Below are 14,908 nucleotides of genomic sequence, written 5' to 3'. Positions count from 1 at the left end.
CTTAGTGCAGTCCACCCTGAATCACGGTCGGCATGTCCTTCATGATGCCGAGGCGGCGGGCCACCTCGGTGTAGCTTTCGATCACATTGCCCAGATCGCGGCGGAAGCGGTCCTTGTCCAGCTTCTCGCCCGTATTGGTGTCCCACAGGCGGCAGGAATCGGGGCTGATCTCGTCGGCCAGGATGNGTCTTCACGGTGCGCCCCAGAACTTTCATGATGCCGAGGCGGCGGGCCACCTCGGTGTAGCTTTCGATCACATTGCCCAGATCGCGGCGGAAGCGGTCCTTGTCCAGCTTCTCGCCCGTATTGGTGTCCCACAGGCGGCAGGAATCGGGGCTGATCTCGTCGGCCAGGATGACCCGGCTGAAGTCGTTCTCCCACACCCGGCCAAACTCGATCTTGAAGTCCACCAGGGTGATGCCGACGGCGCCGAACATGCCCGACAGATAGTCGTTCACNCGGCTGAAGTCGTTCTCCCACACCCGGCCAAACTCGATCTTGAAGTCCACCAGGGTGATGCCGACGGCGCCGAACATGCCCGACAGATAGTCGTTCACGCGGACGGTCATGGCCAGGATGTCGTCCAGCTCCTGGGTCGTGGCCCAGTTGAAGGCCGTGATGTGCTCTTCGGTGACCATCGGGTCGTTGAGCTCGTCCTTCTTGAGGTAGAATTCGATGATCGAGCGGGGCAGGGGCGTGCCCTCGTCGATGCCCAGGCGCTGGCTCATCGAGCCGGCGACGACGTTGCGGCAGACGACCTCCAGCGGAATGATCTCGACTTCGCGGATCAGCTGCTCGCGCAGGTTCAGGCGTTTGATGAAGTGGTTGGTCACGCCGATGCCGTTCAGGCGCGACATGACGAACTCGCTGATACGATTGTTGATCACGCCCTTGCCTTCGAGCTGGGCCTTCTTCTCGCCGTTGAAGGCGGTGGCGTCGTCCTTGAAATACTGGATCAGCGTGCCCGGCTCAGGTCCCTCGTAGAGGATCTTGGCCTTGCCCTCGTAGAGCTTCTTGCGCTTGACGTTCATCATCTTCGGTCCGGGCGGAGCCTGTCGGAAACGCGAAACGAGCGGCCAGACCGTGTCTGGGCGGCTTGATCCGGAATCGGGCGGGCGGGAAAAAGTCGCGCGAACCCTTAGCGGATGCGGCGCCGCGACACAAACCAGCGTCGTTTTGACACGCTTCCGAGGCGGCTCGTCGCAACCCCGTCAGTTCCGGTTGCGTTCGGGTAGGGGGTGGATATAGACCACCTCGACTGCGGCCGCGCTTGGGCCGCCTGACGGAGCCTCGCAACGCCCATGACCACCTTCGACGATCGGGAAAAGGGCTTCGAGTCCAAGTTTGCCCTCGATCAGGAACAGGAGTTCAAGGCGGTTGCCCGGCGCAACAAGCTCCTTGGCCTGTGGGCTGCTGAAAAAATGGGGCTGAACGCGGCGGGCGCCGAGGAATACGGCCGCGCTATCGTGAAGGCTGACTTCGAACAGCCCGGCGAGGAAGACGTCTTCCGCAAGATCGCGCAGGATCTGGAAGGCGCCGGCCTGACCGTTTCGGAAGGCGAGATCCGCCGCAAGATGGACGAACTGCAGTCCATCGCCCGCGACCAGATTCGCAACGGCGAATAGCGCGGCGCCTACGGCGAACGAAAAGGGGCCGCTCCAGCGATGGAGCGGCCCTTCTCGTTTCAGCGATGACGCCGTGGTTATGGCATCAGGACCGTGTCGATGACATGGACCATGCCGTTCGACTGGGCCACGTCAGCCTGGGTGATGGTCGAGCGACCGCCCTTGGCGTCGGTGATAACCCAGGTGTTGTTCGGACCGGCCGAGACCTTGAGCTCCTCGCCCTGGACAGTGGTCAGGGTGGCGGTGCCGCCGCCGGCCTGGGCCTGCGAGGCGATGTCGGCGGCCGTCAGACGGCCGGGGACCACGTGGTAGGTCAGGATCTTGGTCAGATCAGCCTTGCCGGCCGGGGCCATCAGCGACTGGCGGGTGGCGGCCGGGACCTTTTCGAAGGCGGCGTTGTCCGGTGCGAAGACCGTGAACGGACCGGGGCCCGACAGGGTCTCGCCCAGACCGGCGGCGGTCACGGCGCTGACCAGGGTGGTCAGGTTCGAAGCCTTGCCGGCGTTGGCGACGATCGTCTCGTTGGGGCTCATGGCGGCGCCGCCGACCATCGGATCGGTCGAGGCAGGGGCCATGGCGGCGGCGTCGGTCGCGGGGGCGTCGGCAGGCGCGGCTTCTTCCGGCTTGTTGCATGCGGCCAGCGTCAGCAGGGCGGCGGCGGATACTGTGGCGAGGGTTGCGAAGCGGGTCGGGATCATGGGGGCGTCTCCTGATACGCGCCGCCCTTACGGCGGCGTCGCATGCAGGTACTGATCAGCGCCGGAAAGGATGCACCGACGATCACGAATTCCGGCGCGACACGTGACCGCAGATGTCAGACCGGGCGCACGAAGGGCCTGAGGACGCTCCAGGCTTCCGCCTTGGACTCAAGCGATCGGGTGTGGGCGGGGCTGGACGATGGCAGGTCAATCAGCTGCACGTCTGCGGGCGGGCTCAGCGTGCGCCGCCCGATACGGGCCGACGTGCCGCCGTTGAAGGCGACGGCCTTCAGCTTCGGCAATCCCAGCACCAGCCGGTTCAGGTCCGCCGTCTCGGCTTCGCGGATGGCGGCGTCCAGACTGCCGGGCCGGGTGGCGCTGGCGATGACGTCCCACAAACCGACCCCGGCCGCCTTCAGGGCATCCAGCCGGTCGGGATAGGGCAGGGCGGCCAGATCGCGCCCGATGACGCCGCCGACCAGCCGCCAGAAGGCGTTCTGCGGATGGGCGTAGTACTGCGCCGCCTTTAGCGAGGCGTCTCCGGGCAGGCTGCCCAGAATCAGCAGTCGCGTATTGGCGTCGACGACCGGGTCGAAGGCGCGCTTCAGGCTCACGCCGCGCCGAACACCCGGGCGAACACGGTGTCCACGTGCTTGGTGTGATAGCCGAGGTCGAACAGCGCCTCGAGCTGTTCCGCCGGCAGGGTCACGCGGGCGTCGGCCTTGAGGAAGTCCAGGAACCGGCCCTCGCCGCGCCAGACCTTCATGGCGTTCTCCTGCACGGCCGCATAGGCATCCTCGCGGCTCACGCCTGCCTGCGTCAGGGCCAGCATAACCCGCTGCGAGTGAACCAGCCCGCCCAGCAGGTCGAGGTTCTTCTGCATGTTCTCGGGATAAACGTTCAGCCGCTCGACCACGCCGGCCAGACGGTGCAGGGCGAAGTCCAGATGGATGGTGGCGTCCGGGCCGATGCCGCGCTCGACCGAGGAATGGCTGATGTCCCGCTCGTGCCAGAGGGCGACGTTCTCCATCGCCGGCACCACGGCCGAGCGGACCAGACGGGCCAGGCCGGTCAGGTTCTCGGTCAGGATCGGGTTGCGCTTGTGCGGCATGGCCGACGAGCCCTTCTGGCCCTTGTCGAAGAACTCCTCGGCTTCGAGGACTTCCGTGCGCTGCAGGTGGCGAATCTCGATGGCCAGCCGCTCGACCGAAGAGGCGACGACGCCCAGGGCCGCGAAGAAGGCGGCGTGACGGTCACGCGGGATGACCTGGGTCGAGACGGGCTCGACGGCCAGACCCATCTTCTCGGCCACATACTGTTCCACCGCCGGATCGACATTGGCGAAGGTGCCGACGGCGCCCGAGATAGCGCAGGTGGCGATCTCTTCCTTGGCGATCAGCAGGCGGCGCTTCGCGCGCTGGAACTCGGCGTGGTAGCCGGCCAGCTTCAGGCCGAAGGTCACCGGCTCAGCGTGGATGCCGTGGCTGCGGCCGACGCACGGGGTGAATTTGTGTTCTTTCGCCCGCGTCTCCAGCGCCGCCAGCACCCGGTCCACGCCTTCGATCAGCAGGTCGGAGGCCCGCGCCAGCTGGACCGCGAAACAGGTGTCCAGCACGTCCGACGAGGTCATGCCCTGGTGCAGGAAGCGCGCTTCCTCGCCGACGATCTCCGAGACATGGGTCAGGAAGGCGATGACGTCGTGCTTGGTGGTGCGTTCGATCTCGTCGATGCGGTCGGCGTCGAAAGTGACGTCCTTGCCCTTGGCCCAGATCGCCTCGGCGGCGCTGGCGGGGATCGTGCCCAGCTCGGCCATCCGCGTGGCGGCGTGCGCCTCGATCTCGAACCAGATCCGGTATTTGGTCTCCTGCGACCAGATGGAGACGGCGGCGGGGCGGGAATAGCGGCTGATCATGGGCGCGTCGTGTCGGTCCCGAGGCCGGTTGAGTCAAGCGCCGCTTGTGCCGGGCCGCTTCAAACTCGCCCATCGCCGGCTGGCGGCGAGCCGGGAGCGGCCGTATTGCAGTCGGACTGAATCTCTGGAGGGGCTCATGGAATTGATTATCGGACCGCGTCTTTATTCGACCTGGTCGCTGCGGCCCTGGCTGGTGCTGAAGCGCTGCAAGGCCGACTTCACCGTCCGCGAAATCGATATCTATTCCCCGGCCGGTCAGGCCGAGCTGGAAGCCATCTCTCCCTCGCGCCTCGTGCCCCTGCTCAGGGTCGACGGCGAGACGGTCTGGGACTCCATGGCCATTTCGGTCTGGTGCGCCGAGAACTTCCCGAATGTCCGCCTGTGGCCCGCCGACGCCCACGCCCGCTGGCTGGCGCGCTCTGCGGCCTGCGAGATGCACGGCGGCTTCATGACCCTGCGGACAGACTGCGGCATGGGACCCGACCACACCATGGTCGGCCCGGACCGCTCGCCGCCACCAATCGGAGAGGCGGTCACCCGCGACATCCGCCGCATCGTCACCCTGTGGCGCGAGATGCGCACACGCTTCGGCGAGGCCGGCCCATACCTTTTCGGGGAATGGTCGGTGCCTGACGCCTTCTTCACCCCGGTGGCCACGCGGTTCCGCCATTTCCAGATCGATCTGGCCGCCCACGGCGACGACGGGACCGCTGCGGCCTATCGCGACGCCCTGCTGGCCCAGCCTGATTTTCTGGAATGGTCGGCGGAAGCGCTGTCCGGCCATTAACCCCGCGCCGGAACCGCACCTTAAGACAACAGCGGTATGTGTGAACCTCAGAACGCCCGTGCGTTCGGAGGCCGCCATGTCCACGCCTGTTCAGCAATCCGGTGCGCGTCGCCCCAGCCTGATGGTCTATGGGTTGATGATCGTGATCGCCTGCTGCCTGCCGGCGTTGCTTGTCAGCGTGATCTAGTTGGTTCCGGCGGTCGTGGCCGCCGAGGCCAGATCAACCGCCTGAACCGGAGCCGGCGGCGGCGCGACATAGTCCAGGGCAATCGGGATCCGCGAGGCGCCGGACGCCACTGCATCCAGCGTGTTCAGCGGCCGGCCGTTCATGCGCTGATAGACCCAATAGGCCGCTACGACCTTTTCGACGTATTCGCGCGCCTGCGGCACGTCGATCGTCTCGATCAGCAGCAGGGGATCGGCGTCCGGACCCAGTTTGCGCACCGCAGCCACCATCGGACCCGGCCCGGCGTTATAAGAGGCCGCGGCCCGCAGCAGGTCGCCGTTGATCGCCGGCAGGGCCAGCACCCGGTTCACATAGGCCTGACCCAGTCGGGCGTTGACGTTGGGATCGAACAGTCGCTCGGGATCGCTGATGAAGCTGCGGTCTCCCGTCAGCTCGGCGGCGGTCGTCGGCATGACCTGCATCAGACCATAGGCGCCGGCGCCCGAGCGCGCACGCGCGTTGAAGTCGGTTTCCTTGCGGGCGATCGCGTAGACCAGCGAGCGCTCAACCGTGAAGCCGCCGTCGGGTTCGATCACGGGCTGCGGATAGCGAACGGCGTCGACCCGGCGCACGTCGTCGCCAGAGCCCGTCACCCGGGGTCCCAGAGCCCGGCCGAGGGCGGCCCAGAGCTCGCGGCCGCGGTCGGTGGCGGCGGCGCGGATGCCGGTCTTCAGCTCGTCGCGGGCGTCGCTACGCCGTCCGACCTCGTAGAAGGCCACCGTGCGCAGGGCGCGCGGCTCGGACCGGACGAAGGCTTCCAGCTCCTCGGCGTCCACGCCCACCGGCTCATCCGCCTGATACGACGCGTTCTGCAGCCGGGCGGCGCCATACGGGGTCGGGCCCAGATTCTCGATCGCCGGCTCTTCGCCCAGCTGACGCAGGGCGATCTGGCCGTAGAAGGTCGCCGGCCAGGCGGCCGCGCGGCGCAGCAGAGGCTGGACGCGATCCTGCTGGCCCGAGCGAGCCGCTGAACGCGCGGCCCAGAACGCGGCGCCCGCACGGGTCCACCCATCCTCGGTCGGGTCGTCCAGCACGCGCTGGAAGGCGATCTTGGCCGGGCCGAACTCGCCGAGGCGGTATTGGGCCAGCCCGACAGTCCACCAGTCGCCCAGCTGATCGCCCAGGGCGACCGCGCCGGTCAGGTCGTCGCGATTGAGGGCGACGCGCGCCGCCTTCATGGGATCGCCTTCGGTGTTGCCCCCGGCCTGCGCAATGGCGTTCCAGGTCCGGCCGCCGCCCATGCGCGTCGGGCGCCGGGGTTCCGGCGCGCCGTCGGGCCGGCGGCGCATGGCGAGGGTCCAGGCGCGCTCGGCGCATTGCAGATCGGCGTATTCCGCCAGCCAGGCCGACAGTTCCTCATAGGTGGCGCTGTAGTCGGCGTGGAACAGGCGCTCGAACTCGACCTGACCCAGCAGGACGCGGTCATTGGCCTGGCGCGCGGAGGCTCGGGCGGTCTCCAGATCGCCGCGGCGCAGGGCGTCAAAGGCGGTGGTGTAGCTGAGGCGGTCGGCGGCGCTCAGGGCCGTCGGCGCACGGCGGATTTCCTCGGCCTGGCCGGCGGTCGCCATGGCGCACAACGCCACTGCCAACGTCGGCGCGATCATCGCGCGGCGGAAATCAAACGGCACTGAGGCGGCCCCCTTTGAGCGTTGCGCAACCCGTCTCGACTCAGGTCGCGTCTGCGCTGTTCATTCGGTCGTCAGGCTGGAAAGGCGCCATCGCCCCCGGCCCATGTCAAGATTTCTCCCCATTTTGAGGCAGTTTTGAGTCTGAAGGATGAACAGGCTTCAGTCGCCCGCGTCCAGTCGCGCGGCCAGCGACATGATGTCCGCCCAAGCCTGCCGCTTGGCCATCGGCTGCCGCAGCAGGAAGGCGGGATGCAGCGTGGGCAGGACCGGGGCTGAGACCGCGCCTTCGGAGAGCCGCCATTCCCTCCACTGACCGCGCATGCGCATGATGCCCTCGTCGGTCCCAAGCACCGATTTCGCCGCCGCCGCGCCCAGCAGCAGCACCGCTTTCGGCTGGAGAAGGGCGAAGGCCCGCTCCACGAACGGAGCGCAGACGGCCTGCTCGGCGGGACTCGGCGTGCGGTTGCCCGGCGGTCGCCAGAAGACGGTGTTGGTGATGAACACCTGTCCCTCCAGCCCGGCTTCCTTCAGCATCCGGTCCAGCAACAGCCCCGCCTCGCCGACGAAAGGCTGTCCGCGCTGATCCTCTTCCGCCCCCGGGCCCTCGCCGATGACAAGGATCGGCGCCTCGGGATTGCCGCGGCTGAAAACAGATTGGGTCGCGCCCATGCCCTTCAGCGGACAGCCTTCGAAGCTCGCGATGGCCTGACCCAGTTCCTCCAGCGTCCCGGCCCCGGCGGCCAGCCGTCGCGCCTCGGACAGGGCGTCGCCCGCGTCCGGCACGGCGACGACGGAGGCCGTGGCCTTCGCGACCGCCTTCACGGCGGGCGGCGGAACGACGTGAGTGCGGTCGACCGGGGCGTCCTCGAAACAGGCGTCGACGCCCGCGTCGCGCCAGAAGGCGAGCAGGCTTTCGGTCGCGGCGGCGTCGAGGGGCTGGGTGTTCATGACGGTCGGCAAAGGGATAGTCCTTGACCACCCCTGCGTCACCTTCCGATAAGCGGAAAACAACAAGACCACACCGACCACGAGGAAATCAGGGCATGGCCGAGGACGCGATCGAGGGCGGCGCGACAAACGCCTGGCAGGAAGCCGTGATCGACAAGCTGCCGCCTGCCGAGGCTCTGGCCGGGGTCGAGCGCGAGATCATGGAATACGACGTCGTCATCGTCGGCGGCGGCCCCGCGGGCCTCGCCGCTGCCATCCGCCTGAAGCAGCGGGCGGAGAAAGACGGCAAGGAGATCACGGTCGCGGTGCTGGAGAAGTCGGCAGAGATCGGCGGGCACATCCTGTCCGGCGCCGTCATCGACCCGCGCGCGCTGACTGAACTGTTCCCGGACTGGAAGGAACGCGGCGCGCCGCTGGAGACGCCCGTCACCGAGGACCGCTTCATGGTGCTGGGGCCGATGGGCCAGCTCTCCCTGCCCATGCCCCTGCTGCCGCCGATGATGCACAACGACGGGTGCTACATCGCGTCGCTGGGCAACGTCGCCCGCTGGCTGGGCGAGCAGGCCGAAGCCCTCGGCGTCGAGGTCTATCCCGGCATGGCCGCCAGCCATGTGGTGTGGGACGAGCCGACCGGAACCGTGAAGGGCGTCGTCGCCGGCGTCTTCGGCATTGACCGCCACGGCAAGCCGACCGACGATTTCCAGCCGGGCATCGAGCTGCACGGCAAATACGTCTTCATCGCCGAGGGCGTGCGCGGCTCGCTGGCCAAAACCATTATGGCTCGCCACAACCTGTGCGACGACGCCCAGCCGCAGAAATACGGCATCGGCCTGAAGGAGCTGTGGCAGGTGCCGGCCGACAAGCACCGCCCCGGTCTGGCCCAGCACACCACCGGCTGGCCGCTGGANCTGCACGGCAAATACGTCTTCATCGCCGAGGGCGTGCGCGGCTCGCTGGCCAAGACCATCATGGCCCGCCACAACCTGTGCGACGACGCCCAGCCGCAGAAATACGGCATCGGCCTGAAGGAGCTGTGGCAGGTGCCGGCCGACAAGCACCGCCCCGGTCTGGCCCAGCACACCACCGGCTGGCCGCTGGATGAGTTCACCGGCGGCGGCAGCTTCATGTACCATTTCGGGGACCGCTACGTGGCCATCGGCTATGTCGTGCACCTGAACTACAAGAACCCCTTCCTGTCGCCGTTCGACGAGTTCCAGCGCTTCAAGCACCATCCCTCGATCGCCGAGCATCTGGAGGGCGGGACCCGCATCTCCTACGGCGCCCGCGCCATCACCGAGGGCGGCTTCCAGTCGGTGCCGAAGCTCAGCTTCCCGGGCGGGGTCCTGATCGGCTGTTCGGCCGGCTTCGTGAACGTCCCGCGCATCAAGGGCAGCCACAACGCCATGAAGACCGGCATGCTGGCCGCCGACGCCGCCTATGAGGCCGTCATGGCCGGACGCTCGGGCGATCAGCTGGTCGAATACCAGACCGCCTATGAGAACAGCTGGGTCTACAAGGAGCTGAAGCAGGTTCGTAACGCCAAGCCGTATCTGTCCAAGCTGGGCACGACCCTCGGCGGTGCGGCGGGCCTCTTCGATATGTGGTTCTCGTCGATCTTAGGCGTGAACCTGCCGTGGACGCTGAAGCACGGGAAAACGGACGCCGGCTCGACCGAAAAGGCTTCGAAGCACAAGCCGATCGCCTATCCAAAGCCGGACGGAAAGCTGTCGTTCGACAAGCTGTCGTCGGTCTTCGTTTCCAACACCAACCACGCCGAGGAACAGCCGGCCCACCTGAAGCTGCTGGATCCTTCGATCCCGATCCGGGTCAACCTGCCGCTCTACGGCGAGCCCGCGCGGCTCTACTGTCCGGCGGGCGTGTACGAGGTTCTGTACGACGAGCAGGGGGGCAATCCGCGCTTCCAGATCAACGCCCAGAACTGCGTCCACTGCAAAACCTGCGACATCAAGGACCCGTCGCAGAACATCGTCTGGACCACGCCCGAGGGCGGCGGCGGTCCCAACTACCCGAATATGTAACATCCGGCAGGAGAGGGGCCTTGTCGTCGCCGCATAATCCGGTGAGGGTTCCCTCATGCGTTTTTCCCGCCTCGCCTCTCTCCTGACCGGTTGCGCCGCCGTGGCCCTGACGACGGCCGCCGCCGCGCAGGATGCTCCCGTCATTATGGATCCGCCCCGCAACGTTCCGGCGCAGGAGGCGCCGATCGCCGTTCCGGCCCCGGGTGGAGACGCGTTGAGGCCCGAAGAGCTTCGGCCGCCGCTGGTCGTTCCCACTGAAGACCCGGTCGCGCCGCCCGCCGAACCCGTCGCGCCCCCTATCCCCGCGATCTGGGCGCCCGTTCCGGTCGACGCCTCGGGTCAGTCCGCCTACGGCCTCTATCTCGCCGGCCGCCTCGCCAGCATCCGTGGCGACCGCGCAGCGGGCTCGGAGTTCCTGGGCGACGCCCACGCTCTCGCGCCCGAACAGCCCGCCCTTGGCGAAGAGGCCTTCCGGTCCGGCCTTTTCTCCGGCGACCTCGGCGAGGTGGCGCGCCTCACCCCTACAGTCGCCGACACGCCCGATCTCGCCGAGGCGGGCCGGTTGATCGAACTGGTTCAGGCCCTGCGATCTGGAAATGCGCGCGAGAGTCTGGCGCTGCTGAACCTGCGGCCGTTCACCGAGCCGTTCAGCGCCGCCGCACGGTATCTGACGCCGGTCGTGGCGGGCGCAGCCGGGGACTGGGACACGGCGTTGAAGGCGGTCGACACGGCGCCGACCGATCCGGCGGGCCTGATCCTGCATCAGCAACGGGCGGGTCTGCTGGAAAGCCGCCGCCGCTTTGCGGAGGCAGACGCTGAGTACAAGATCCTTGCCGCCAAACCCGGCGGCGCCATGCTGTACGCGCTGGACTACGCCGAATTCCTCGAACGGCAGAACCGCCGCGACGAGGCGCTGGCGGTCTATGAAGCCGCCCTGACCGGCGGCAATCCCAACTCCGAGGCGCTTCTGGGCCGGGCTCGGGTGATCGGCCGGGGCCGCGCTCCGGCGGAGCCCACCACGCTTGAGCGCGCGGCCGACGCCCTCGAATTCGCCGCCCTTCAGACCAGCCTCGGCCAGGCTTGGGAGCTGTCGGCGATCTATCTGCGCATGGCCGACAGCCTGCACCCGAGCGACGCCATCAGCCTTCAGCTCGGCCAGGCGCTGGCCTCCGGTCGCCAGCCGCTGCTGGCGCGCGACGCCTTTGAACGCGTCAGCCAGACCGATCCCATCACCTATGCGCGCGCGCAGGTGAGCCTGGCGGGCGTCCTCGACTCGCAAGGCGACGCGGATGGCGCGCTCGAGGCGCTGCGCCGCGCCGACGCCGCCGCAGCCAATCAGGCTGCTTTCGCCTATGCGCTGGCGGCGCATCTGGGCGGCATGGGCCGGCATGACGAGGCGTTGGCGGTTCTCAACAGGCCCACGATCAACGTTGCGGGCCAGCCGGCTCAGTTCCGCTTCCTGCGCGGTACGGTGCTGGAAAACCTCAACCGGATCGACGAGGCCGAGGCCGAGCTGTGGGCGGCCCTGCAGGCCCAGCCGAACGATCCGACCATCCTCAACTACCTCGGCTACATGTGGGTCGACAGCGGCCGGCGGGTGGCCGAGGGCGCCGAGATGCTGGCGCGCGCCCATGCCGCCGAGCCCCAGAACGGCAACATCCAGGACTCTCTCGGCTGGGCCCAGTTCCGGCAGGGCCAGTACGAAATCGCGGTCCAGACGCTCGAGGAAGCCGTCGGCAAACAGCCGGGCAATGCCGAGATCGTTGACCACCTCGGCGACGCCTATTGGCAGGTCGGACGCCGGCGCGAGGCGGAATGGCAGTGGAACCGGGTGCTGACGCTCGACCCGGACGCCCCTCGTCGCACCGAGGTCGAGCAGAAGCTCGTCCGCGGCCTGCCCGAGCCGACGCCGCTGCCCGGCGGCGGCCAGCCCTGAGGCATGGCGCCGGTCCGCATCTTCGCCCCCGCCAAGGTCAATCTGTTCCTGCATGTCGGACCCGTGGCGGCCGACGGCTACCATCCGCTGGCCAGCCTGGTCGCCTTTGCCGACGTCGGTGACGGCGTCACGGTTGAGCCGGCCCGTAGCCTGTCGCTCGCTGTAGCCGGCCCCTTCGGTTCAGATTTGGACGGAGGCGGCGACAACCTGATCCTCAAGGCCCTGCGCGCGTTGGGCCAGACGACGGGCGCCGGCGATCCGCCGGTGTCCGTCACGCTGGACAAGCAATTACCGATCGCCGCGGGACTGGGCGGCGGCTCGTCCGACGCCGGCGCCGCGCTGAAGGCGGTCCGCGACCTGCTCGACCTGCCGCTCAACGACGATGCGCTGGCCGATATCGCCGCCGCCGTGGGCGCGGATGGCCCCATGTGCCTGCACGCACGCGCCGCCTGGGCCGAGGATCGCGGCGACCGCCTGACCTTCGAGCCCCGCCTGCCGCCCCTGCCGGCCGTGCTGATCAACCCGGGCGTCCCGTCGCCCACCGGGGCGGTCTATCGCGCCTGGGATGAGGTTGGGGCAGGGGGCGCTGACCGGCCGGACTCGCCCGCCGACTGGGCGTTTCCGGCGGTGATCGACTGGCTCGCACGCCAGCGCAACGATCTCGAGGCCCCGGCGGTGGCGCTTCAGCCCGCAATCGCCGTAACCCTGTCAGAGGCGGGTCGGCTACCCGGTGTTCGGCTTGTCCGAATGTCGGGCTCGGGCGCGACCGTCTTCGCCCTGTTCGACACCTCGACGCAGGCGGCGGAAGCGGCCGGGCGCCTGACCAGCGCCCGCCCTGACTGGTGGGTGAGATCCGCGATCCTGCGCTAGGCGCTCCCGGAATGGAACTTGACGCCTGTCCGGCGACTTTCACCGGTCAGGTTTCGTGTACCTCCGGCCGCACCTCCTTCCCTTGCGGCCACCCGCCCAAGGAAAGGGATTCGTTATGCTCCGCCTCAAACTCCTGACAGCCACCGCCGCGGCCGCCCTGCTGGCGGCTCCAGCGGTCCTGGCCCAGACCGCCCCGACGCCGCCGGCTCCGACGCCGGTTCCTGTCACCTCCGCCACGCCGGCTGAGCCGGCCGACGAAGCGGCGCCGCCCGCCCAGGTTCCCGTCGCTCCGCCTGCTCAAGCGCCTGCGACGCCGGTTGCCTCCGGCAACGTCATCGACGTTCTGGCCGCACAGGGCAATTTCACCACCCTGCTGGCGGCGCTCAATCAGGCCCAACTGACCGACACGCTGAAGGCGCGTCCTGCGGTGACCATCTTCGCCCCCACAGACGCCGCCTTCGCCGCCCTGCCGGAGGCCGACCGCACCCGTCTGATGGATCCGGCCAACGCCCAGGAGCTGCGCAATCTGCTGCTTTACCACGTGATCGTCGCCGACGTTTCCTCGTCCCAGATCACGGGGACGCGCGGCGGCGTCCAGACGGCCAACCGCACGCGGGTCCTCCTCGACGGCACGGGCGAAGGCCTGCGTATCGACGGCGCCATGATCACCCGGGCCGACATTGACGCCTCCAACGGCGCGATCTTCGTCATCGACAAGGTTCTGAACCCGGCGCAGTCCATGGCTCCTGCGGAGACACCGGCCCCGGCAGCAACCCCGGCAGGCGATGGCGCGACCGCCACCACGCGTCCTGCGGCGCCGGGGACGACGGCGCCGAACGGCCAGCAGGCCGGCACCACCACCACCATCGCCTCTCCGCCGGTGCCCAACCCGACGGACGGCCAGGTTGACGCCCGGCCTGATCCCGCCCCCGCGGCTCCGGCGGCCGCGCCTGCGGCCACGTCGACTCCGGCGGCGGCTCCGGCCGCCACGCCCGGTGCAACCACCACGACGACCCGCCCGGCCGCTCCGGGGACGACCGCGCCGAACGGCCAGCAGGCCGGCACGACGACCACTGTGGCGTCTCCGCCGGTCCCCAATCCGACCGACGGGCAGGTCGACCGGCCCGGGACGCCCCGCAACTGATCCCCGGACGGCTGCGACTGACGGCGGCGGATCGTGTATCCGCCGCCGTTTCGCTGTTTGGTTGGCCTTAACCGCCGGACAACCCGGATATGTAAGGGTGGAGCCATGGAAACGCTCTCCCGATCCCAGATCGCCGCCTTTGAAGCCGTGCTGAACCGGGTCTCGCCGGAAGACCGGGCCCGGATCCACGCCCTCAAGGCCGACGCCGCCGCAGCCGCCGAGGCCTCGGCCCCGCACTGGGACTTCGACCAGCCCGGCTGCCGCGCCGAAGAGGCCTTGTGCGCCGCCTTCGGCCCCGCCCTGACCGACCACCACCGCCGCGCCCTCATCGCTGTCTGGGCGCTGGAACTGCCGGCCCGCGTGCCTGCAGCCGACCTGCCCTCCGCCGTGCTCGAGCTCTATCCCGAATGGATCCAGCGCCTCGCCGACTTCCTGACCGCCGCGGCCGATCCCTATGACCGCGATTACTGGGCCAAGGACGTGCGCATCTCGCTGGTTCTCAGCGTGCCCGGCGCCCGCACCCAGATGATCGACCTTAGCTCGCCGATGGGGCCCGGACAGGTCCTGCGCCACGCCCGCGAGGGCTGGGGCTGGTCTGTGATCCCGGCCTACGCCTCGGCCCAGGCCTGGAAGCCCTGGCTGGAGGTCCATACCGAGAGCCGTGAACTGTCCGATTTCAACGAGGCGGGCTGGGACCGTGCCTGGGCCACCGCCGCCGAGATCTGCAAGACCCGTCCCGGGATGGCCGGCATGCTGGGCTCCAGCTGGTTCTACGACCCGCCGCTGGAGCAGATCAGCCCGCGCCTGGCCTATCTGCGGGTCAATCCGCTGAAGAACGGCGCCTTCCTGCTGCATCAGGGACCGGGCGAGATTCACACCCAGCGCGCGGCGACCTCGTCTCCGACCCGCGCCGCCATGATCGAGAAGGGCGAATACACGGCCCGTTCGTGGATCGTCGCGTGGCCGAGGGCCGCGCTGATCCGCTGGGCGGATGCGCGGAAGATGCAGGGGCTGGCGGAAGCGGCCTGATCCTGCCCCTTCCTGTCGTCATCCCGGCGAAGGCCGGGACCCAGCGGCGCGCGTGAGCGCGAAGCT

14 protein-coding genes and 2 pseudogenes are annotated in these 14,908 nt (G+C 68.7%); 8 read left to right on the top strand and 8 right to left on the bottom strand.

The window, feature by feature from the left end; translation table 11 throughout:
• Position 1: 1 nt before the first annotated feature.
• The 3 genes and pseudogenes from ASD25_RS29460 to ASD25_RS14105 all read right to left on the bottom strand — a co-directional run.
• Entirely contained in the window at positions 2 to 181 is a 180-nt protein-coding gene (locus tag ASD25_RS29460; RefSeq protein ID WP_304439657.1) for a phosphoribosylaminoimidazolesuccinocarboxamide synthase, read from the bottom strand.
• A 5-nt stretch (positions 182 to 186) separates the two neighbouring features.
• Positions 187 to 458 (bottom strand): annotated as a pseudogene (locus ASD25_RS32020) (phosphoribosylaminoimidazolesuccinocarboxamide synthase); the annotation flags it as partial.
• Between the two features lies 1 nt (position 459).
• Positions 460 to 1,031: phosphoribosylaminoimidazolesuccinocarboxamide synthase (locus tag ASD25_RS14105; RefSeq protein ID WP_235562733.1), on the bottom strand; the 572-nt coding region annotated here is incomplete at its 3' end.
• Positions 1,032 to 1,301: 270 nt separating this feature from the next.
• Between ASD25_RS14105 and ASD25_RS14100 the strand changes: the two genes are divergently transcribed.
• Positions 1,302 to 1,625 carry a DUF1476 domain-containing protein gene (locus ASD25_RS14100; RefSeq protein ID WP_056617868.1) on the top strand — a complete coding sequence of 108 codons (324 nt, stop codon included), beginning with the start codon at positions 1,302 to 1,304 and terminating at the stop codon, positions 1,623 to 1,625.
• Between the two features lie 77 nt (positions 1,626 to 1,702).
• Here the strand turns inward: ASD25_RS14100 and ASD25_RS14095 are convergent, their stop codons facing one another.
• From ASD25_RS14095 to purB, 3 genes are all read right to left on the bottom strand, one after another.
• Positions 1,703 to 2,323, bottom strand: coding sequence for a fasciclin domain-containing protein (locus ASD25_RS14095; RefSeq protein WP_056617865.1), 621 nt, complete (start codon positions 2,321 to 2,323; stop codon positions 1,703 to 1,705).
• A gap of 116 nt (positions 2,324 to 2,439) precedes the next feature.
• The gene (locus ASD25_RS14090; RefSeq protein WP_056617861.1) at positions 2,440 to 2,937 is read right to left on the bottom strand and encodes a DNA-deoxyinosine glycosylase; all 498 of its coding nucleotides are present in this window, start codon (positions 2,935 to 2,937) and stop codon (positions 2,440 to 2,442) included.
• A complete protein-coding gene (gene purB, locus ASD25_RS14085; RefSeq protein ID WP_056617858.1) occupies positions 2,934 to 4,235 on the bottom strand; it encodes an adenylosuccinate lyase in 1,302 nt (433 codons plus the stop codon). The genes ASD25_RS14090 and purB overlap by 4 nt, the downstream gene beginning before the upstream one ends.
• A gap of 136 nt (positions 4,236 to 4,371) precedes the next feature.
• Here purB and ASD25_RS14080 point away from each other — a divergent pair, with 136 nt between their 5' ends.
• Positions 4,372 to 5,022 (top strand): glutathione S-transferase, encoded by a 651-nt coding sequence (locus ASD25_RS14080; RefSeq protein ID WP_056617855.1) that lies wholly within the window; start codon positions 4,372 to 4,374, stop codon positions 5,020 to 5,022.
• A gap of 183 nt (positions 5,023 to 5,205) precedes the next feature.
• Here ASD25_RS14080 and ASD25_RS14075 read toward each other — a convergent pair whose 3' ends face one another.
• Both ASD25_RS14075 and ASD25_RS14070 read right to left on the bottom strand, forming a co-directional pair.
• Entirely contained in the window at positions 5,206 to 6,816 is a 1,611-nt protein-coding gene (locus ASD25_RS14075) for a lytic transglycosylase domain-containing protein (RefSeq protein WP_235562732.1), read from the bottom strand.
• Positions 6,817 to 7,035: 219 nt separating this feature from the next.
• Positions 7,036 to 7,824, bottom strand: a complete 789-nt coding sequence (locus ASD25_RS14070; RefSeq protein ID WP_056619137.1) for a uracil-DNA glycosylase family protein — start codon at positions 7,822 to 7,824, stop codon at positions 7,036 to 7,038.
• Positions 7,825 to 7,919: 95 nt separating this feature from the next.
• Between ASD25_RS14070 and ASD25_RS32015 the strand changes: the two are divergent.
• The 6 genes and pseudogenes from ASD25_RS32015 to ASD25_RS14045 form a co-directional block, all read left to right on the top strand.
• Positions 7,920 to 8,731: pseudogene (locus ASD25_RS32015) on the top strand (NAD(P)/FAD-dependent oxidoreductase); the annotation flags it as partial.
• Between the two features lies 1 nt (position 8,732).
• Positions 8,733 to 9,863: electron transfer flavoprotein-ubiquinone oxidoreductase (locus ASD25_RS32010; protein WP_235562731.1), on the top strand; the 1,131-nt coding region annotated here is incomplete at its 5' end.
• A 55-nt stretch (positions 9,864 to 9,918) separates the two neighbouring features.
• Positions 9,919 to 11,799 carry a tetratricopeptide repeat protein gene (locus ASD25_RS14060; RefSeq protein ID WP_056617846.1) on the top strand — a complete coding sequence of 627 codons (1,881 nt, stop codon included), beginning with the start codon at positions 9,919 to 9,921 and terminating at the stop codon, positions 11,797 to 11,799.
• 3 nt (positions 11,800 to 11,802) lie between these two features.
• On the top strand, positions 11,803 to 12,669 hold the full coding sequence (locus ASD25_RS14055) for a 4-(cytidine 5'-diphospho)-2-C-methyl-D-erythritol kinase (RefSeq protein ID WP_056617843.1): 867 nt from the start codon (positions 11,803 to 11,805) through the stop codon (positions 12,667 to 12,669).
• 115 nt (positions 12,670 to 12,784) lie between these two features.
• Positions 12,785 to 13,813 (top strand): fasciclin domain-containing protein, encoded by a 1,029-nt coding sequence (locus tag ASD25_RS14050; protein WP_056617838.1) that lies wholly within the window; start codon positions 12,785 to 12,787, stop codon positions 13,811 to 13,813.
• Positions 13,814 to 13,918: 105 nt separating this feature from the next.
• The gene (locus ASD25_RS14045; protein ID WP_056617836.1) at positions 13,919 to 14,842 is read left to right on the top strand and encodes a hypothetical protein; all 924 of its coding nucleotides are present in this window, start codon (positions 13,919 to 13,921) and stop codon (positions 14,840 to 14,842) included.
• The last annotated feature ends 66 nt before the right edge of the window (positions 14,843 to 14,908 follow it).

The sequence above is a fragment of the Brevundimonas sp. Root1423 genome, assembly GCF_001426805.1.
This window is presented reverse-complemented; position numbering and strand designations above follow the sequence as displayed.